We start from the raw sequence: 20,839 nt of genomic DNA on the forward strand, positions 1-20,839 counted from the left end.
TATAGCTTAAACTTTAAGACTTAATCTTTCGATTATTTGTTGTCTTTAAGTTGTTGTTTCAAATTAGCCAATGCATCTAAATCACCTAATGATGTAGTTGCATCTTCGTTTGAAGCTGCTTGCGCTTTACCACCTTTTTTCGCAGCTGATTTTTTAGGAGCAGCAGCTACTTCAGTGTGAGTGTGCAAGTGAGAAAGTAAGATTCTCTTATCCTCTTTAGAGAATTCTAAAACTCTGAAGTCTAATGACTCACCAGTTTCAGGAGCAGAACCATCTTCTTTCTTCAAGTTTTTAGCCATAGCAAAACCTTCGATTCCGTAAGGAAGCTCGATTACTGCACCTTTATCAGATTTAGAGATAATTGTACCTTTGTGATCTGAATCAGGAGTAAATACAGTTTCGAAGTGTTCCCAAGGGTTTTCTTCAAGTTGCTTATGACCTAAAGCAAGACGACGCTCTTCTGGGTTGATCTCAAGAACGATAACGTCAAGTTTCTCGCCTTGTTTGATGAACTCAGATGGGTGCTTGATTTTCTTAGTCCAAGAAAGATCAGAAACGTGTACTAGACCGTCGATACCTTCTTCTAATTCTAAGAATAAACCGAAGTTAGTCAAGTTACGAACAACACCAGTGTGCTTAGTGCTTACTGCGTACTTGTCTAACAAGTCTTGCTTAGTCCAAGGATCCTCAGTCAATTGCTTGATACCAAGTGACATCTTACGCTCTTCTCTGTCGATAGTTAACACTACAGCCTCGATCTCGTCACCAACTTTGATGAAGTCTTGAGGGTTACGCAAGTGCTGTGACCATGACATTTCAGATACGTGAATCAAACCTTCAACACCAGGCATGATTTCTAAGAACGCACCGTAGTCAGCAACGTTAACGATTTTACCTTTAACTTTAGCTCCAACTTCAACATCTTCACCAAGAGAATCCCATGGATGAGAAGTAAGTTGTTTCATACCTAATGAGATACGTTTCTTGTCATCATCAAAGTCAAGTACAACAACGTTAACTTTTTGGTCAAGCTGCAATACTTCCTCTGGATGAGAAATACGACCCCAAGAGATGTCTGTAATGTGAAGAAGACCATCTACACCACCCAAGTCGATGAATACACCGAAGTTTGTCATGTTTTTGATCACACCTTCCAAGATTTGACCTCTTTCTAGGTTGTTCAAGATGCGTTGCTTTTGCTCTTCCAAATCCTTCTCGATAAGGATCTTATGAGAAACAACAACGTTATCATTTGCGTGGTTGATTTTAACCACTTTCAATTCCATCTTCTTACCTACGAATACGTCGAAGTCACGGATAGGCTTCACATCAATTTGAGAACCTGGCAAGAATGCCTCGATTCCAAAGATATCAGTGATAAGACCACCTTTAGTTCTACGCTTGATAACACCTTCGATAACTTCATCGTTATCCAATGCATTTTGGATATTCTCCCAAGCACGAACGATTTTAGCTTTTCTTCTAGAAAGAACAAGTTGACCGTGATTGTCTTCTTGTTGCTCAACAAATACCTCAACTTCGTCACCTACTTTTAGGTCTGGAGTGTCACGGAATTCGTTTGAAGGAACCAATCCATCAGATTTGAAACCAATGTTCAAAACTACGTCACGATCAGTGATAGAAACTACTGTAGCTTTAACTACCTCTTGCTCGTTCAGTTGGTTCAATGTACCTTCGTACATTTTCAACATTTCTTCTTTTTCAGCTGCTGTGTAACCGTCGCCGAATGCTGATTGAGAGTTTTCAAACTCTTCCCAGTTGAAGTCTTGTGATTGTTCTGACATAATAAATATGAGCACTTTTTACGCTCTTACGCTAGTGCCGTTACGTAAGAGATTAATTATTAATTGTTTATGTTTTTAAATGACGCCAGAGCTAGTACGTGGAAATCATTTAATGTTGATATGCAGAGCTAGTACGTGCAAATCAGCATGCAAAGGTAGGAATATATTTTAAGAACTAAAAGATTATTTGATATTGCCTTGTTAAAGAGGGTAAATAGTATTAACAAATTAGGAGAATTATCAAATAGAAAGTTTAGAGAAGAAAAAAGCCTGCATTTAAATGATGCAGGCTTCGTTATTTTTAAGCTTCTGAAGTTTCTGGCTCAAACCAATTGCCATCACCGTCAATAATTTTTATTAATTCATCTACGGCATTTTCAGAAGGCACCGATCTTTTTACGACATCCTGACCTCTGTATAAGGTAATCTTTCCTTTTCCAGAGCCAACATAGCCATAATCAGCATCGGCCATTTCTCCAGGACCGTTGACGATACAACCCATAATACCAATTTTTAAACCTTTAAGGTGATCAGTTCTTTTTCTGATCATGGCTGTTGTTTCTTGTAAATCGAATAATGTTCGTCCACAAGAAGGGCAGGAGATGTATTCTGTTTTGGTCATTCTCGTTCTTGCCGCTTGAAGAATACCAAAAGCTAAACGGTTGCTTGTCGAGATGTTTTCCAATAATTCTTCTTTTGATGCACCTTGAAGAGGTTTTAGGAAAACGCCATCACCGAGACCATCAATTAAAAGTCCTCCAATATCCGTTGAGCTATATAATTGTAATTCATCTGAAGTTACATTTTGATAAGTTCGCTCGATAATTACAGGAATTTTAATACCTGATTTATATAATTTGAATAAAATAGCTCTTAGTTCAGGCATAGCATGAGCATTATCAGATTTTATCCAAAGTACGGCGGTTTTGTCTCCTTTTAATGAGTTGATAAAAGTATCATCAATTGAGTGAATATCACCTTTGATGAAGTTTAAAGATTCATGCTTTTTAGAAGTTGATTTAAATTCTTCAACATCAAAAAGTGGATTGATATTGATATCTCCATTCCAAGACGTGGCATCAACAATGTTTTTCATGCCGTTTGGCGACATGAAAGGTAAAGGTTGACTTCCTGTATAAATAAAGTCTGCTCCATGATCAGACATTCCCCATTTGTCAGTCGCAGGAAGATAATGATGTCCGATAGATTTTAAATCGGCCATTTCAATATTTTCTACATTAGAAAAATCTGCAATTACTCTTGGTACATTGTGATCACCAAACGTATCCACTTCTACTGTTTTTCTTCTTTCGTACTGGAAAGGATTTTTTGGAGAAATATCAATAGAAGTAGAAATCTCTCTAGCTTCATCAGCTCTTTGATTGTAACGATTGATTAAAGCGGCAGCAACAGGTGCTTCTGCTTCCGGAGCCTCTGTTAAAGAAACACGAACAGTATCACCTAAACCATCTTCTAATAAAGTACCAATACCTACAGCCGATTTTACTCTGCCATCTTCTCCGTCGCCAGCTTCAGTAACTCCTAAGTGAAGCGGATAGGGCTTTAATCCTTCTTCTTCCATTTTTTGAACAAGTAATCGGTAGGCTTGCACCATCACCTGTGTATTACTTGCTTTCATGGAAAGAACAATATTATGATAGTCCATGTCATCACAAATTCTTAAGAATTCCAATGCTGATTCCACCATTCCTAGGGGAGTGTCACCATATCTACTTAAAATTCTATCTGATAATGATCCATGGTTCGTACCTATTCTCATAGCAGTACCATGTTCTTTACAGATTTCGACTAATGGAACAAATTTTTCTCTAATTCTTTCTAATTCGGCATTATAAGCTTTATCATCATATTCGATAAAATCAAATTTCTTTTTATCGGCATAGTTACCGGGGTTGATTCTCACTTTTTCGATGAGTTTAGCAGCAACTTCGGCAGCGTTAGGAGTGAAGTGGATATCCGCAACTAATGGAACGTCATACCCTCTTTCTTTTATACCATCTTTTATTGCTTTTAGGTTTTGAGCCTCTTTAATGCTTGGTGCTGTAATTCTTACATACTCACATCCTGAGTCTACCATTCTTATCACTTCTTCTATAGAACCTTCGGTATCCATAGTATCTACAGTGGTCATCGATTGGACTCTGATAGGATTATCTCCTCCCATTGGAATTCCTCCAATATTCACTTCTACTGTTTTCCTGCGTTTGTATGCGTTTATATTATTACAATACCAGTGCTTATGCATAATTTTTTGATTAGAAAGTTTATTGTGGCAAAAATAAAGATAAAATTGAATTTAGGAGGCATAATGTGAATTTGTTTACCTTAAATTCATGAACAAAAACTAACAAAGGAGAAAAATGTTTAGTAAAAAAAAGAGGCTCAAATTGAGCCTCCACCTGATTTCGAAAGTTTTTTTATAATTAAACGTTCATCAAAGAATCACGTCTTCTCATTTTTCCTGCTGGAATACCAAACATCATCTTAAAACGACGACAGAAATAAGCAGTGTCTTTATAACCGACTTCAGAACCGATAGCACGAATACTTTTTCGTGAAGTTCTAAGTAACTCTACCGCTTTTTCCATTCTTTGATATTCAATATAATCTTGTGGATTGATACCTGTTAGCATCTTGAAATATTGTCCAACATAGTCTTCTGATACATTGGCAACATTTGCTAAAATCTTGTTAGAGAGATCGCTAGATAAATTGTCTTTGATGAAGTTGAAGATATCGATTAGACGTGGATCTTTAAAATAATTACTGTTTGTAGCGATTTGCTCAACAAATAATTTTTTCTCTAGTACATGTCTGAATACTTCGATTACTGCATATTCAGTCAAGTTAGTTGCAATTCTATCTTTCCCGGGCTTTTCACCCAAAGATTCTTTGTAAATCTTATTAATCGCTTCGTTTACGATAGGTTGTTCCGGCAAGATAAAAGGAGGTATATCTAAAGAATTGAAGAAGTTTACAGAATCAAATGCTTTGGCATCGAATGTAACAGAGGTAAAGCTGGTTTGTACGTCGTGCAAAGAAACATCATCAGTAACTTTTCTTAAATAAGAATCTCTATCGTTAATGAAACTCTCATTAGTTACTTCAGTTGTGTCTTGATCGCCAAATGCAATCTCAACAGATTTACCACCAGGTATGAAAACAAGCTCGCCTTTTCTAGCAATTTCAGTTTCGCTTATCTGAACTACGCCAGATTTTACTTGTATGACGGTGTTTTGAACGTCATAAAAGTTTGAGACTTTTACAGATCGAATTACGTTTAGACTATTTGATCTAATGAATTTGATGTTTAAAGACTCAATAATTTTGTTGTACTCTTCAATCATAGTCATTCTAAATTAATGGGAGAAATATTGTATCCTGTCAAAGTAATTGGGCTTGATTTTTACCAGAAAAAAATACGAATTGTGCAATTTTCTATTGTAATTTTAAAATTTATTTCATGTACAATATTACTAAATAAACATTCTATTTAAGGTTAAAAATAGTTCCAATACTTAAATAAAATAATAATGAATCTTAAAATCAAGCATTTGGCCTTTAAATTTTTACTAAATGACATAAATCGTATCTTGTTTAAGTGCAATAAGATGATAAATTGTAGTCTTCTAGTCATATAAATACAATCCAAATAGATGAATTATCACTATATTTATATCAGTAAATGACACGAAATTGGATTTTTCATATAATTATAATTTTTGATGGACAAATAGAATACCTAGGATTCCGTTTTGTTCAATGTTGCAATTTTCTTAAAAGAAAAAGTCTTTAAAAAAGCTCAAATTACTTTTCTAAAGACTTATTTTATAATGTAATATTAAAAGAGAAATTGACTATTTTGTGGAAGTATATTTCCCTTCACCATAAAGTAATGGTTTTGTAGATTGACCAATTTCAACTTTTCGAATTACTCCAATAAAAATATGATGAGTGAATCCGTCATGATATTCAGATAATTCACATTCCATATTTACTAATGCTCCTTCCAATTTGATAGACGATTCATCTATCTGCCAATTGCCTTCAACAAATTTATCTTCTCCATGTTTTCCGGTAAACCCAGCAAAACAGTTTGAAAGTTGTTCTTGTTCATCACTAAGAATGTGAACATTAAACACTTTATTGTCTATAATTTTCTGATGGGCAGAGCTACTTTTATTGACACATACTATCAAGCTAGGGGGGGTGTCTGAAAGTGAAGTTACAGCAGTAGCCGTTAAACCATCTTTTCCATTAGCTCCGTTTGTTGTGACCAAGGTCACAGAGGCTGTCAATTTTCTCATTGCAGCTTTAAATTCGTCACTGCTAATTCTGTTCAAAGTCGTAGTGTTCATTAGTTGTTTTCACGTAATTTTTGATGAAGTTTACCTATCTCAACTTCCAAATCACTAATTTGTTTATTAGCACTATTTAATTTTTCTTGAATGTTGATATTAAGCATTAAACTTTCTTTCATCGTTTTCTCCTGTAAAGATAGTTGTTCGTTTCTTAATTGGGCCCTATCTAGTAGAATTCTTAATTCTTTTTCTTTTTTATCTTGATCAGATATATCTTGGATATAGGCAATTCTTCTTACGTCATCATTTAAGGTGATCTCTGTGATAAAAACTAAAGCAGTAAAGACATCTCCTGAAGCACGTTTAAGCTTCATGGTCTTTCTATTGTTTAATGCTCTTTCAAAATTCTTACCTAGTATTTCTGTTATATTCTTATCCTCTGTAATAATTCCAATTTGGAAAATATGAGAGGCAGCAGGATTTAATCTTAAAATATTACCTTCATTATCAAAGGCAATCATGGCATCTAAAGCACGTTCAAAAAACAGTAGACTTTCTTCTTCTTGATTTTCTAGTTGCTGTTGCTTTACTTCCATCTGATTCTTTGCTTCTTGAAGCAAGAACATATTCTCTTTTAACGACTCTTCCTTTGATACTAAAGTTTCATTGGTTTTTTGAGCTTCTTCAAAGAGTTCATTCGTTTTTAAAGTCGATTGAATTGTTCTGATCGTTAAAGCAATAGAAGGGGCAATCTCAGTAAGTAGAGATTTTTCTTCAAAGGTAAATTCCCTTAAAGAAGCTACTTCAATTACACCAACCACATCATTCTTAATTGATAAAGGAACGATAAATACATTTTTTGGTTTTGCTTCTCCTAATCCAGAATTTATTGGAATGTAATCTTCTGGAATCTCATGAATTAAAGTAGGGGAGTTTTTCAAGAATACCTCTCCAACTTGTCCTTCACCAATGTTATAAGTATCGCCGATTTTTTTTCTTCTATGTTGACTATAGCAAGCAGTAACGACTAAATTGTCATTTTCTTTATCATAAAGGTAAAAAGCACCTAAAGTAGCTTGCATATATTCTGTTATTTCTCTTAAGGTTTTGGTACTTAGCTTTTTGATATCTTTCACAGATAAAAGTAATTCGCTAATAGATGATAAACCTGAGGCAATCCAACCTTGTTTTTCAACACTTTCTTTCTGTTCTCTAACTTGATCCCTCATACTGATCAATAAGTTGCCAAGTATATCATTTTCAAAGATATCGTACTTTTCATACAGTTTCCCGTTGGCAATATCTTGAGCGAGCTTAGTGTTCTCTTCAATATGCATTTGATCTTCTAAGAAGATAGCATAACGTGCATTTCTGTAAGCTTGTTTTTTAAGGTTCTCAGAAATATATAAACAGGTGCCAAAATAAAAGAAAGTAATTAAAGGAATTGATACAAAACCGTGATAAGATTTATTCTCCAAGCTTTCATACAATAAGGTGGTTAGCCACATATCAGTACCGAGAAGCACTAATGAGATGTATGTCATTACTGTTAGAATAAAATAGAGTGTAAGAACCGACCAACTCTGATACATGGTCAGTAATGTCATTACCCCAAAAAAAGCAAATTGAGCAAAAGGTATATTTGGAGATACAACTAAATATTGTACCTGAAATAGATAAAAAGTAAATGCAAGAATATACCTCGGAGAGGTAGAACTACTGCTATTATATAAAAGTATAAAGTAAGAGATTGTACTAGCTGTTGCTAAACCCAAAGCAATAATCCACTTACCAGTTTCAAAAGATAAACCTAACGCCAGTACAAACATACTTAATAAAGTAACTTGCATACTGCGGTCAATTCTTTTGTAACTTTCAGAATAATATCCTTCTACACGATCCCTTGATGGGTTAAATTTTTCAACTTCCTGTTGAATTGACATAATAAAAAATCTATGGTCTAATAATACCCCTAGAGTTGTCTATTATCATAAGGGGGTTTAGTATTAATACGATAACCTTTCGAAGATATTGCAGAACCATTAAAAACTCCTATAACCATTCCTTCTGCATCTTGGTTAGTTGCAATAATGTTCGTAGGTACGTTAGCTAATGGAGTAGCAAAAAGCCCTCCATTTGACATAGCGGACCTAGATCGACTCATAAAATCGAAAGCTTTTTCAGTCATAGAATGAATTTCACAATAAACGCTATCGCCGACTTCATAATTTTTTTCTCCTCTATTCTCTTCATCTTCTGAAATACTCAAATTAATTCCTAGTCTAACAGGAGGAATAAATGCGGTAGGTTCAGTTAGAATATTACCAAAGTCACTTCTCCCTGGAGTAATGTCAAATGCTAATAGAATTTCTGATGATTTATTGAGGAGGTTCCCGTTTTTCCATGTTTTGATCCAATAACAATCTGCTGGTCCAACAAAATCTTTTGCGAATAACTCTCCATAAATTTCATCTTCTTCTACAGTCTTACCTTTTGATGTTTGAAAAAAGATGGAATCAATAGGAGGTACTCTTTCTAAAGAAGTATATGATTCAAACGCCAAGTCTTTATTGTCAAAATTTACAGAGACTTCCAACTTGTAATAATTGTCGTATAAACCATCACCATCTCTATCAAAATCTCCAGGTCTCTGTCTTACAATTAATGTGTCTTCCAAGGTAGTTGGTGTCCATGTATAATACCCATCTTTATCATAAGTGAAGTTTAATGTTTTATTATTGACTTGATCTATGACGCGTACAGTTGCATTTTCTACCGCTGGAGGAGTTTCGGTATCAAAATAACCAATGGTAGAAATTAATCTGATTCTTTGAGTTTCAAACTTATTGTTTAGCCAGCCATCCACGATTATTTGAGGGCGACCAGTTTCTAGATCTACATTAATAATGTCTTCGCAGCTACTTGTTAGTAGTATCAGTATTAATGATGTGTATTTTATTAGGTTTTTCATTACCATTTGAAGTTATAGGATACAGAAGGAATAATAGAGCCAATTACAGAAAGTCTAATTGCATTATTAGGAGGTGCCACACCTTGAGGAGCACGATCTGCTTGAGGTTGGAAATAAACCGAATATGGATTTCTTCGGGCATAGGTGTTATAAAAACCAAAAACCCAATAATGTTCCCAACGTCGATCAGGCTTTTTCTTGCCATTTAATGTGGCTGATATATCTAATCTGTGGTAGTAACCAATTCTTTGATTATTTCTAACACCATCTACATTATGTGGAATACTATACCCTTGAACTTGTATTTGGTTCGTTGGGAATGTAGTAGGTGTACCAGTTACAAAATTGAAATTAGCTGATAGTGACCAACGCTTATTGATCTCATAAAAACCGCTCACAGTTAAATTATGAGTTTGGTCAAATCTTGTAGGATAATAAATTCCTTGATTTACACCTGCAGTAGCTTGTTCTGATCGAGCAAGAGTATAACTTACCCAACCCGTTAATTTGCCTTTGTTTTTCTTTACATAAAGTTCTAATCCATACGCCCTGCCTTTAGAAGGTAAGAGATCGCCTTCAAGATTTTGATTTAGAAGTAGGTCGGCACCATCTATATAGTCTAAAAGGAATTGTATGGGTTTATAATAAACTTCTCCAGAAAATTCGATCATATTGTCTTTGAAGTTTCTGAAGTAACCCAATGCATATTGATCACCAATTTGCGGAGGGATGTTGTTGGTACTAGGTGACCAAATATCTAGCGGAGACGCTGCACTAGTATTTGATATTAAATGAATGTATTGAGCCATTCTATTGTAACTAGCTTTCACTGAACTTTTTTCGTTGAACTGATATTTAATGGCAAATCGTGGTTCGAAATTCGTATAGGTTTCAATAGGTTCCCAATCTCCATATTCTTTTTCAGATCCTGGTATTGGTTCTTTTCTTTCATTTGGAAGATCAGCAGGATAATATTCATAAGTGGTGCCTGGTCCCATATAGGTAAATAAGCTAAATCTTAAACCATATTGCAAAGAGATTTTATTAGAGATTTTTTGATCATTACCTATATATAAAGCATTTTCCCATCCAAATTGCTTCTGAAGAGAAAATGGAGGTAGCTCTTGACCACTACTTACTGCGGTTGTTGTTCCTGGAGCGAAATCATATATAATGGATTGTCCGCCAAAAGTAATTGTATTTTTTGATCCTAAATACCATGTAAATTCAGGCTTTACCGAATATGTTTTTATTCTAGAATCCCAATTAAATGAGTCTTGAACATCATTTACTCCTAAAGCGTAATCATAATCCGAAATATAAGCTGTTAGATTTGAGAATAGCTTTTCGTTAAATAAGTGGTTCCATCTGAAAGTTCCAGTTACATTACCCCAGCTCGAAGAGAATAAACTTGCCGTACCAAAAGTATCACGCCCCCAATATCCTGATAAGAAAATTTTGTTATTGTCGTTGATGTCGTAATTGACTTTAGCAGTTAAATCCCAAAAATTAAATTTAGAACCTTGTAAATCGTCTTCTAAAAAAGGACCTGCCAAAATATCTATATATGATCTTCGTCCGCCAATTAAGAAGGACATCTTGTCTTTTATAATAGGAGCTTCTACTGTTAAACGACTAAAAATAGCTCCAATACCACCTTGTACTTTCAGTTGTTTTGAGTTTCCCTCTTTCATTCTAACATCCAATATAGAAGATAGTCTACCACCATATTGGGCAGGAATACCACCTTTGATAAGCTTTACATCTTTAACGGCGTCTGGATTAAAAACTGAAAAGAAACCAAATAAGTGGGAAGAGTTAAACACGGGTGCTTCATCAAGTAATACGAGGTTTTGACCAACACCACCACCTCTTACATTAAAGCCTGTGGCACCTTCACCTACGGTACTTACACCAGGCAATAATTGTATAGATTTAATCACATCTACCTCACCAAGAAGAGCAGGTAATTTAAGGATGGTTTCTATTTCCATCTTTACTGTACTCATTTGAACTTCAGATACATTTGCATCTTCACGTTCACCAGATACAATCACTTCATCTAGTTCAACATCACTACTTTTTAGGTTAATATCGAGTTTGATGTTTTTGGTTAGATCAATTTCTTTTTTGAATGTTTGAAAGCCGACAAAAGCGATAGCAAGATTATGTTTTCCTTCAGGTAAAGTGAGGGAATAAAAACCATATGGGTTGCTTATAACTCCTTGTTTAGTTTCTTGAGAATAAATGGAAGCTCCAATTAATGTTTCGCCAGTTGATCCATCTTTAATGTATCCACTTATAGTATATTGCTTGGTCTGAGCAAATAATAAGCTAGGCAATAGAAGCGTCAGAGTTAATATGAGCTTTAAATAATGCATATGAATAATAGAAAGCGAAGAGTCTTTTTAAAAAAAAGTTTATGATAACTTTACTAAATAGAAAAGAATTTGTTTTTAAAATTAGAAAAAAATTATGTCATACTAACCTATTCTTACTAAATTAAAGAACAATACCACTAAATTAATTACACATGAAGATAAGAAATGAGATAATACAAAAGATAAAGACTACAAACGAATATGATGTTGTTGTTATAGGAGGTGGTGCGACAGGTCTAGGAACAGCACTTGATTCTACATTGAGAGGCTACAAAACATTACTATTAGAAGCTTATGACTTTGCAAAAGGAACATCGAGCAGAAGTACAAAACTAGCACATGGAGGAGTGAGATACCTTAAACAAGGTGATGTAAGCATGGTGAAAGAAGCCTTGAGGGAAAGAGGTTTAATGAAAGAAAATGCTCCTCATTTAGTGCATGATCAGAAATTTATTGTTCCTGTATATGACTGGTGGGATGCACCTGTTTATACTACCGGACTCAAAGTGTACGATGTAATGGCGGGTAAATTAGGTTTAGGACCTTCTGAAATGATATCAAAGGAAGAAACGCTTAAAATGATTCCCAATCTGAACGAAGAAGGACTTATAGGTGGAGTTCGTTATTACGACGGACAATTTGATGATGCAAGACTAGCGATCACTTTAATGCAAACCATTATTGATTTTGAAGGTGATGTTATTAATTATGCCAAAGTAACTGGTCTTCTAAAAGAAGAAAATATATTGAAAGGTGTTGAAGTTGAAGATCAAGAAACCGGGGAGTTAATTCAGGTAAATGCTAAAAACGTAATTAATGCAACAGGTGTTTTTGTCGACTCTATTCTAAAAATGGATAATGAAGATGCTTTGCCATCCGTATCACCTTCTCAGGGAGTACATATTATTTTAGATAAAGAGTTCTTAAAAGGGAGTTCCTCCATTATGGTTCCTAGAACTGATGATGGAAGGGTATTATTTGCCGTTCCATGGTACGATAAAATTGTAGTAGGAACAACAGATACTCCAATGGAGGAGGTGAGTATAGAACCAGTCGCTTTAGAAGAAGAAATTGAGTTTATTTTAAAAACAGCAAAAAAATATCTTCATAAGGAACCAAAAAGGGAAGATGTAAAAGCAGTTTTTGCAGGTCTAAGACCTTTAATGAAATCTACTGATGAGGATACAAAGAAAATCTCTCGTTCGCATAAAATAGTAAAAAGTCAATCTGGACTTATTACTGTGGTTGGTGGTAAATGGACAACTTACAGACAAATGTCTGAGGATGTAATCAATTTTATGGAAAGAAAGAACGAAGACATAGGAGTGAAATGCATTACAAAAGATGTTCTATTGCATGGATACAAAAAAGATGTGGATAGATTAGATGTTAGGAGTGTCTACGGAAATGATTTGCCTAAAATAGAATTACTGATAAAAAATGATCCTTCTTTAAATAAATATATTCACCCTGATTTACCTTACAGATGGGCTGAAGTGAAGTGGGGAGTAGAAAATGAATTGGCAAGGACAGTAGATGATATCCTTTCAAGAAGAACGAGAAGTTTATTATTTGATGCAAAAGCAAGTCTTGAAGCATCTAGTAAAGTAGCTGAATTTATGGCTGATCTTTTAGGAAAGGACGAAGCATGGATTGAAAATCAAATTACCTCCTTTAAAAAATTAGTAGATAATTATACCTGTTAGTACTAATCAGTAGAAATAATAAAAGGTTATATCAAATTCTTAAAAAGTAATTCGATATAACCTTTTTTATATTTAACTCAATTCAAATTATTTCTTCAATGGAATAAGAATTGGGTCACTGTAACAACCTGAAGGATAGTTCATATTTAAGAATGAACAAATCGTTGGGGCAATTTCAGTGACAGTGTGAGGGGCATGTGTATATCCAGGTTCAATTTTCCATCCATAGAACATGATAGGAACATGAGTATCATATTTATAAGGAGAAAAATGAGATGTACCTGTTTTCTGGTAATCCATGAAATGAGATCTCAATACGCCATACACATCTGGAGAGAATCTTGGATTAAATCCATTGTAAATTAATCCTTTATAACCCAATGTATATTCTTGTCTTTCTAAATCTTTACCCATCACAGCAGCAGCATATTGAGGCATAGTCATAATCGCTTCAGCAGCATATTTTTGAACTTCCTCTAGATCTAAACCTTTTTCTTTAATTAAAGGTCTATTCAAATAAGTCATTCCTGAGTAATAGCTTACCACATATTTTCCTTCACCATACTTTTCTACCAAGAAATCGTTGATCACTTTTGAGTCATCTTTGCTGCTTACATTCTCAGCAACAAAATTGAACTCTTCCCTCATGTAGTTAGTATTTTGTGCACCAGCATGATCAGCTGTCAAGAAAATAACATATTGACCTTTACCTACTTTTTCATCTAAGTGATTGATCAAATGCTCGATTTCTTTATCTAATTTGATATAAACATCTTCAACTTCCATTGACTGAGGTCCAAATGCGTGTCCAGCATAGTCAGTTGATGAATAAGATACACCTAATAAATCAGTAAAGTTATCATCGCCCATTTTCTCATTATCTATAATCTGCATTGCCATTTCTGTAACTACAGTATTACCAAATGGAGTAGATTTTAATAGATCATATTTTCTTCCTGATTTCACTCTTACACGATCCGCTGCCAACATTTTTTTCATTTCGTATGGGAACGTTGGTGTTTTCTTACCAGGTAATAGGCTTTCATACGGGTTATTATCTTCCATAGAAGCTGAATATTTTTCTACTGGTAGAGATAGTTCCCAAACTCCTTTCATGTAAGTATCGATAGGACGTTTTTTAGCTGAGTTCATCTCAGTGATCCACTCAGGAAGTTCATCCATATAAAAAGAAGAAGTGATCCAGTTTCCTGTTTTATCATCTAACCAATATGCACCATCGGCTTTATGACCTGCAGGCAATACAGCCGAACGGTCCTTAATAGAAACAGTATATACTTTTGAACGAAGATTACTTGCCCATTTTAACTCGTCAGATAAATTGGTTACTGCTAAACGATAAGGAGATTTTTTTCCATTTTTTCCTTCAGCACCCACAGTTTCATATCTATCATCATCAACACAATAAATATTTTTTCCTAATTCTCTATCATAATAATGGTTGTTTACGATCGAGTGATAGGCAGGGGAAGTACCAGAATAAACAGATGCATGACCTGGTCCAGTAACTGTTGGAGCGTAATTGTATTGGCCATTTCTAGCAAAATAACCTTCGTTTACTAACTTTTTAAATCCACCATCGCCAAAGTTATCCCAATATCTAGAGATATAATCGTACTTCATTTGGTCGACGATAATTCCAACAACAAGTTTAGGTTTGTCTTCAGTGAACTGTGCAAAAACACTTGTCCAAGTCAAGACAGATAAAGTAATTAGTGATAAAAATCGTTTCATTTTAATGGATATAAGTATAGATTTTGTATGAGTTGTGAATTTGATTGAACTTAAATCAAAAACATAATTATTTATTGTTTAAATCGTTTTTCTGTATCTAATGATTCTTAATGTGATGTTGGGTTTACAATTTGTTCTTCAATTCTTAAAATAACATCATCAACATTAAATTTTTGTATCCCTTCACACCATGTAATCATTTTCTTTAAAAACTTTTGATGTGCTTCTGATTCAGGGTTGATGGGCCGATGATTTAATCCTTTTACTATTTTATCCCATTGTTCCATTGTATTAATAGTAGAATCATCAAGCAATGTTTCTTTGAGGTAATCCCATATATATAATATAGCTTGATTAGTTGGATGCACCATATCATCTTTATAAAATCGATAATCTCTTAACTCATCAATCATTATTTCATAGGATGGAAAATAGGTGACATTTGCATATTTACTTTCTATTATATGTGATGCATATCTTAGAGTGGCCTTACTTAAACTGTTATCGATTAATCCATTTCTAAAGTGTCTTACCGGAGAAACTGTTATTACAACCTGTGTCTTTGATGTTATCTCGTGCATCAGTTCATCAAAAGAAGCAACGATTTCCTCTGCAGATAAAAGTTCTTGTTTAAACTCCTTAGCTGGTAATTTATGACAGTTACCAACCACTTTATTAGTTTTTTTGTACTCAAAGACAAAAGCAGAACCCCATGTGATAAATAGAAATTCAGCATCAGATAATTGTTCTTTAACTTTTAGGTTTTGAGAATCTATTAAAGTCTTTAAGTCATTGACATTGTCAGCTTCTATATCTGAATGATAATCTAAACTTTTAACAGTTGGGACATCATCTAAAATATGATCGTTATTTATTTCTCTTTCTCGAATTGCTGAAACAATATTTTGATGAATGCTAATCGGATTATATAAAGTTCCATAGGGATTGGATAAGATGTTAAACCGATAATCCTCTAAAATTTTTCCAATATTGGAAGAAAAGCAGGAGCCAATACTAACTATTTTAGAATCATATTTTATCTTTTTATCAAATTTTTGAGGTTGAATTGGCGTTCTGAATGTTTCATTTTGCATCATTTTCACAATATACGCTTTTGTTATTGAAATAATTTTGTCAACATCAAGACAAACCTTAGATTTGTATCCGAATTTATTTGAAAGAATCATTATTTACTTCAAATACACAAATGAAGAAGTACACTTATACAGAGAAAAAGGATACTCGCTCAGGATTTGGTGCGGGTTTACATGAACTTGGAAAAATGAATGAGGACGTGGTGGCTTTATGTGCCGACCTAACAGGTTCTCTTAAAATGGATGCATTTAAAAACGATTTCCCAGAGAGATTCTTTCAAATGGGTATCGCTGAGGCAAACATGATCAACGTAGCTGCAGGTATGACAGTTGGTGGTAAAATTCCTTTCACAGGTACTTTTGCTAACTTCTCTACATCTAGAGTATACGATCAGATCCGTCAGTCAATTGCATATTCTAAGAAGAATGTAAAAATTGCGGCTTCTCATTCTGGTTTAACACTAGGAGAGGATGGTGCTACTCACCAAGTACTTGAGGATATCGGGATGATGAAAATGTTGCCTCATATGACTGTGATCAATACTTGTGATTACAATCAGACAAAAGCAGCAACAATTGCAGCAGCAAAACATGATGGTCCTGTATATTTAAGATTTGGTCGTCCGTCAATTCCTGTATTCATGCCTGAAGGCGAATTCGAAATTGGTAAAGCGGTGATGTTGAACGAAGGAACAGATGTTACTATCGTTGCAACAGGTCATTTAGTTTGGGAAGCAATCCAAGCTGGAGAAGCTTTAGAAGCAGAAGGTATTTCAGCAGAAATCATCAATATTCACACAATCAAACCTCTTGATGAAGAAGCAATTCTTGCATCAGTAAAGAAAACAGGTTGTGTTGTTACTGCTGAAGAACATCAAATTGCTGGTGGTTTAGGCGAATCAGTTTCTGCAACTCTTACTAGAAACTTATTAGCTCCACAAGAATTTGTAGCAGTAAACGATACTTTCGGTGAAAGTGGAACACCTGCTCAATTAATGGAAAAATATGGCTTGACGGCTAACGATATTGTAAAAGCAGCCAAAAAAGCTATCGAAAGAAAAGGATAATTCCTTTTTCATATTGAAATAAAGAAGCTAGTTCATATATTGGACTAGCTTTTTTTTGACTAACAATTTTTAAACGCCGTACATGAGGTTAATATTTTTTATACTGTTCATAACAACAACATTATCCTACGCTTTAAGTAATCCTAAAAGTTCTTATCAAGTACCCAAATTCGATAGTTTAATGAGGGTGTTTGAAAAACAAGAAATTTCAGATTCTTTGAGAATAAACGCTGCTCTTCAATTATCATGGTTAAATAGAAATATTTCACCTGACAATGCTTTTCTTTATGCCAAAATATCAGAAGATTTAAGTAGAAGGAATAATTTGATTTTTGAGGAAATTAGAGGTATTTCTTATCAAGGTATCGCGTTGAGAAATAAAGGTGAATACCAAAGAGCAATGCAGTTATTTTTAACGGCTTTAGAAAAAGCAACAAAAATTGATTCGAAAGAAGATCAAGCCTACGCACATATAAATATAGCCAGTGTAAATATCTATCAAGAAAATTTTGACGAAGCAACAGTTCATCTAGAATTAGCAGAAGTAATTGCTAATATCTTAAAGGATAAAAGGATTCTAGCCTACATTGATACGAATTATGGACGTGTATATCAAGGGTCAGAACTATTTAATAAAGCAGTGTTTTGTTTTAAGGAAGCTTTATTAAAAAGGGAAGAAATGGATGATAACTATGGTCAGATAGTTTCATATGCTGATATAGGGAAGGTGTATTTAGAAATGGGGCAAATCGAAAAAGCTTTAGAGTATTTACAAGCTTCGTTATTATTAAATGAAAAAAACTTACATGATGCCGATAATATGGTAAGTACACTTACAGATATTGCTGTGATTTATAGAGAGAAGCAAGATTATCAGAAGGCTAACTTTTTTGGTACTAAAGCAGCAAACATTTCAGTAGAATCTGGTCTTAAACATATGGCGTTAAATGCGTTTATTGAACTGAAAAATATAGAAAGACTGAGAGGGAGATTCAAAAAAGCTTTAGAGTATGACGATAAAATTGAAATCTACAAGGATTCGGTATTTAGTGAGGAAGTAAGAATGAAACTAGCCGAAATGAATGTTAGGTACCTTGTTGAACAACGTGTAAAGGAAAATGAAATTCTTAAAAAGGATAAAGAGATTAACGAAATCATGTTACAAAGGCAGACGATTATCCTATTTTCTGCAGTCGTACTGATTATTATTTTAGTCTTGTTTGTCTATTTCTTATTTATTGAGAATAAAAATAAGAAGGTTGTTAATCATAAGCTTCAAAATCAAAAAGGAGAGTTGGAACTACAATCTATAGAAATACAGAGAATTAATTCTTTACTAAAAGAGAAATCTCAAGACATGATGGATTCTATTAACTATGCGAAAGGAATTCAAAGTGCTATTCTTCCAAATTGGTCTAATGTAAAACAGTTGATTCCAAATTCATATGTTTATTTCAATCCAAGAGATATTGTTTCAGGAGATTTTTATTGGTTTAAACAAGTATCTCTGCATCAAGGTATATTGATTGCTGCAGATTGTACGGGGCATGGCGTTCCAGGAGGATTTATGAGTATGGTTGGTGAAACAGCTTTGGAATATATTGTTGATTCTCAGAAAATTTTTGAACCTGCGGATATTTTAGCGGAACTACATGCCCGATTATCGAGTATGCTTAGTCAAAAAAAATCGGGTAATATGGATGGGATGGAAATAGGAATTTGTTTAATTGATACTTATCAAAATATAATCAAATTTTCTGGTGCAGGAATGAGTATGACAATTGTTGAAAATGAAGGACATGAAATAGTAAAAGGTAATCAAAGAGGAGTTGGAGGTGTTTATTCATTTTCTACTTCATCTACACATACATTCGAATTCGATAACTCAAAAATGTTCTTCCTGTATTCTGATGGTTATGCTGATCAATTTGGTGGACCTAAAGGGAAAAAATTGAAAAGCCCTAACTTCAGAAAAATCTTAGAAGCTTGTTATCAATTACCTGTTAAGGACCAAAAGAAATTTTTGTCAACACAGTTTGATGCTTGGAAAGGAGATGAGGATCAGGTAGACGATGTTATGGTAATTGGATTTACTGCTTAAAAAAAAGAGAAGCACTAAGGCTTCTCATGTAAGTAGTAGTTAGAATATATTGGGAAAAATCCTTAATAATCTTGTTTTTCCTCAGTAGGAATATTTTTGATTTTATTTAGGTTTCTAGTTTTCCCAAATAGTTCAATTGATTTTGTGTTATAGGCTAAAGCAGCTTCTTCAGCAGTTTTAAATGAGCCTATAAATATTGGCTTGCGATCTTTGTAAATCACAGCTTTATATCGATTCTTTTCTTTTAATACACCTATATATCCTGTTCTATTAACTGTAGATCTTGTGTTTCTTTTTATTTCAGAACGATTCGCATACTTTAAATTTTTTATCCTGCAATCTAATCGGTTGCCATTAATGATTCTGATTAAATTTGTGTTCTTTTCTTCACTTTTTTCTAAAAAATTCTCCGCAATATATTTGTGGAGATAAATCGTATCAGTCTTGTATTTGCCATTCGTTTGTTTCCACGATTTTTGAAATACAGCTCTACCTGAAGAATGCTCTCTTAAATTGTATATAAAATCTATACTTTTTAAGTAAGGATTGTTGCTTAAGTGTTCGTAAACGAAATCGTCAACGACTACTTGATTAGGAGAGTTCTTTAACTGAATTTTTATAAGCATGATAGTAGTGATATTATTTTGAAGTAAAACTATCCGTTGATAGATTACACTTCATTTGTTATAGCTTTGTTCGAATTTTTTCTTTTAAGCTTTATTTCTGAATTTTTTATTTTCAATTTTGCTGCTTCATGTTTCTTCTTACCCATTCTCCAATAACGGTTTGCAATATTAACTACTTCATCTTTTCTTCTAGAGGAAATAGAGTACAGACCATTTAACTGTTTTTCACCAAGTTTAGATATGGTTAATTCCGAGGCATGTTTATAATCCAATTCTTGAAGCTTTTCTGCCATTTTTTTTATGATAAAAGCTTCTTTCAAAGGGTCATTTTCTCGTAAAAGTTGATTTCGATAACTCATCAAACTTCCTAAAATTAAACCATAGTCCTTAGTACCTAACACACGTACTTCGCCAGGGTAATTCTTTCTTTTTCTCATTAGTAGAAGAGATTGTAGCAATTATAACGAATAGATTGTTTTGTTTATCAATTGTTAATTAAAGCAAATACATTGAATTATACAATTATTTCAAAATAAATTTCTATATAAATGATAAAATATGTTTTTCTTATCGTTCCATATTTTGGTTTTAATAAAGTAATGATTATTATTGCCCTATTAAATTGGTAGACTAAAGAGGTAATTGAATAAATTAATCTTACATGTTAGCAGATAAATTAATAGAACGAAAACTAAAGGTTCAACGAAATAAAGAATTAGAAGCTGAGAAATCAGGTCTTCGTAAGCAACCTAAATGGGTAAGTGTCGCTAAATCAGTGTCATGGAGGGCCGTTGGTACCATAGATACAATGGTGATATCTTATTTCATTACAGGAGAGTTAACCTTGGCTATTTCAATAGGCTCGATAGAAGTTTTCTCGAAAATGATACTTTATTATTTTCATGAAAGACTATGGGAAAAATTCACTAAAAAATAAGACAAATGATAGATATCATGTATATTTACTTACACTTAGTAAATTATTTATGCTATCTGACATAAAATATAAGATAA

15 protein-coding genes are annotated in these 20,839 nt (G+C 33.7%); 4 read left to right on the forward strand and 11 right to left on the reverse strand.

Annotated features, from left to right (window positions below; all coding sequences use genetic code 11):
* Positions 1-32: 32 nt before the first annotated feature.
* From rpsA to MY04_RS04755, 7 genes are all read right to left on the reverse strand, one after another.
* A complete protein-coding gene (gene rpsA, locus MY04_RS04725; protein WP_066207065.1) occupies positions 33-1,805 on the reverse strand; it encodes a 30S ribosomal protein S1 in 1,773 nt (590 codons plus the stop codon).
* Between the two features lie 301 nt (positions 1,806-2,106).
* Positions 2,107-4,071: a (E)-4-hydroxy-3-methylbut-2-enyl-diphosphate synthase gene (gene ispG / locus MY04_RS04730; protein WP_066207067.1), complete on the reverse strand. Its 1,965-nt coding sequence runs from the start codon at positions 4,069-4,071 to the stop codon at positions 2,107-2,109.
* A 178-nt stretch (positions 4,072-4,249) separates the two neighbouring features.
* Positions 4,250-5,170, reverse strand: a complete 921-nt coding sequence (locus MY04_RS04735) for an AraC family transcriptional regulator (RefSeq protein WP_066213043.1) — start codon at positions 5,168-5,170, stop codon at positions 4,250-4,252.
* A gap of 513 nt (positions 5,171-5,683) precedes the next feature.
* Entirely contained in the window at positions 5,684-6,184 is a 501-nt protein-coding gene (locus MY04_RS04740; protein WP_066207069.1) for a flavin reductase family protein, read from the reverse strand.
* Complete coding sequence (locus MY04_RS04745) at positions 6,184-8,070, reverse strand: GAF domain-containing protein (RefSeq protein WP_066207071.1); 1,887 nt, start codon at positions 8,068-8,070, stop codon at positions 6,184-6,186. Before MY04_RS04745 ends, MY04_RS04740 begins: the two co-directional genes overlap by 1 nt.
* A gap of 29 nt (positions 8,071-8,099) precedes the next feature.
* On the reverse strand, positions 8,100-9,098 hold the full coding sequence (locus MY04_RS04750) for a DUF4249 family protein (RefSeq protein WP_066207074.1): 999 nt from the start codon (positions 9,096-9,098) through the stop codon (positions 8,100-8,102).
* On the reverse strand, positions 9,098-11,440 hold the full coding sequence (locus tag MY04_RS04755) for a TonB-dependent receptor (protein WP_336234583.1): 2,343 nt from the start codon (positions 11,438-11,440) through the stop codon (positions 9,098-9,100). The genes MY04_RS04750 and MY04_RS04755 overlap by 1 nt, the downstream gene beginning before the upstream one ends.
* A gap of 191 nt (positions 11,441-11,631) precedes the next feature.
* On the opposite strand from MY04_RS04755, the gene MY04_RS04760 reads away from it, so the two are divergent.
* Positions 11,632-13,185: a glycerol-3-phosphate dehydrogenase/oxidase gene (locus tag MY04_RS04760; protein ID WP_066207080.1), complete on the forward strand. Its 1,554-nt coding sequence runs from the start codon at positions 11,632-11,634 to the stop codon at positions 13,183-13,185.
* Positions 13,186-13,272: 87 nt separating this feature from the next.
* Here the strand turns inward: MY04_RS04760 and pafA are convergent, their stop codons facing one another.
* Both pafA and MY04_RS04770 read right to left on the reverse strand, forming a co-directional pair.
* Positions 13,273-14,937: an alkaline phosphatase PafA gene (gene pafA / locus MY04_RS04765; RefSeq protein ID WP_066207083.1), complete on the reverse strand. Its 1,665-nt coding sequence runs from the start codon at positions 14,935-14,937 to the stop codon at positions 13,273-13,275.
* Positions 14,938-15,044: 107 nt separating this feature from the next.
* Positions 15,045-16,034 carry a GSCFA domain-containing protein gene (locus MY04_RS04770; protein WP_066213049.1) on the reverse strand — a complete coding sequence of 330 codons (990 nt, stop codon included), beginning with the start codon at positions 16,032-16,034 and terminating at the stop codon, positions 15,045-15,047.
* 110 nt (positions 16,035-16,144) lie between these two features.
* On the opposite strand from MY04_RS04770, the gene MY04_RS04775 reads away from it, so the two are divergent.
* Together MY04_RS04775 and MY04_RS04780 are read left to right on the forward strand one after the other, a co-directional pair.
* Positions 16,145-17,098 carry a transketolase family protein gene (locus MY04_RS04775; RefSeq protein WP_066207086.1) on the forward strand — a complete coding sequence of 318 codons (954 nt, stop codon included), beginning with the start codon at positions 16,145-16,147 and terminating at the stop codon, positions 17,096-17,098.
* Between the two features lie 82 nt (positions 17,099-17,180).
* Complete coding sequence (locus tag MY04_RS04780; RefSeq protein WP_084005774.1) at positions 17,181-19,199, forward strand: tetratricopeptide repeat protein; 2,019 nt, start codon at positions 17,181-17,183, stop codon at positions 19,197-19,199.
* Positions 19,200-19,261: 62 nt separating this feature from the next.
* On the opposite strand, the gene MY04_RS04785 is transcribed toward MY04_RS04780, so the two are convergent.
* A complete protein-coding gene (locus MY04_RS04785) occupies positions 19,262-19,825 on the reverse strand; it encodes a Pathogenesis-related transcriptional factor and ERF protein (protein WP_066207092.1) in 564 nt (187 codons plus the stop codon).
* A gap of 44 nt (positions 19,826-19,869) precedes the next feature.
* On the reverse strand, positions 19,870-20,262 hold the full coding sequence (locus tag MY04_RS04790; protein WP_066207094.1) for a hypothetical protein: 393 nt from the start codon (positions 20,260-20,262) through the stop codon (positions 19,870-19,872).
* Positions 20,263-20,486: 224 nt separating this feature from the next.
* On the opposite strand from MY04_RS04790, the gene MY04_RS04795 reads away from it, so the two are divergent.
* Entirely contained in the window at positions 20,487-20,762 is a 276-nt protein-coding gene (locus tag MY04_RS04795) for a DUF2061 domain-containing protein (RefSeq protein ID WP_066207097.1), read from the forward strand.
* Positions 20,763-20,839: the final 77 nt, after the last annotated feature.

This window comes from Flammeovirga sp. MY04 (assembly GCF_001682195.2).
In the GTDB taxonomy this organism is placed as follows: domain Bacteria; phylum Bacteroidota; class Bacteroidia; order Cytophagales; family Flammeovirgaceae; genus Flammeovirga; species Flammeovirga yaeyamensis.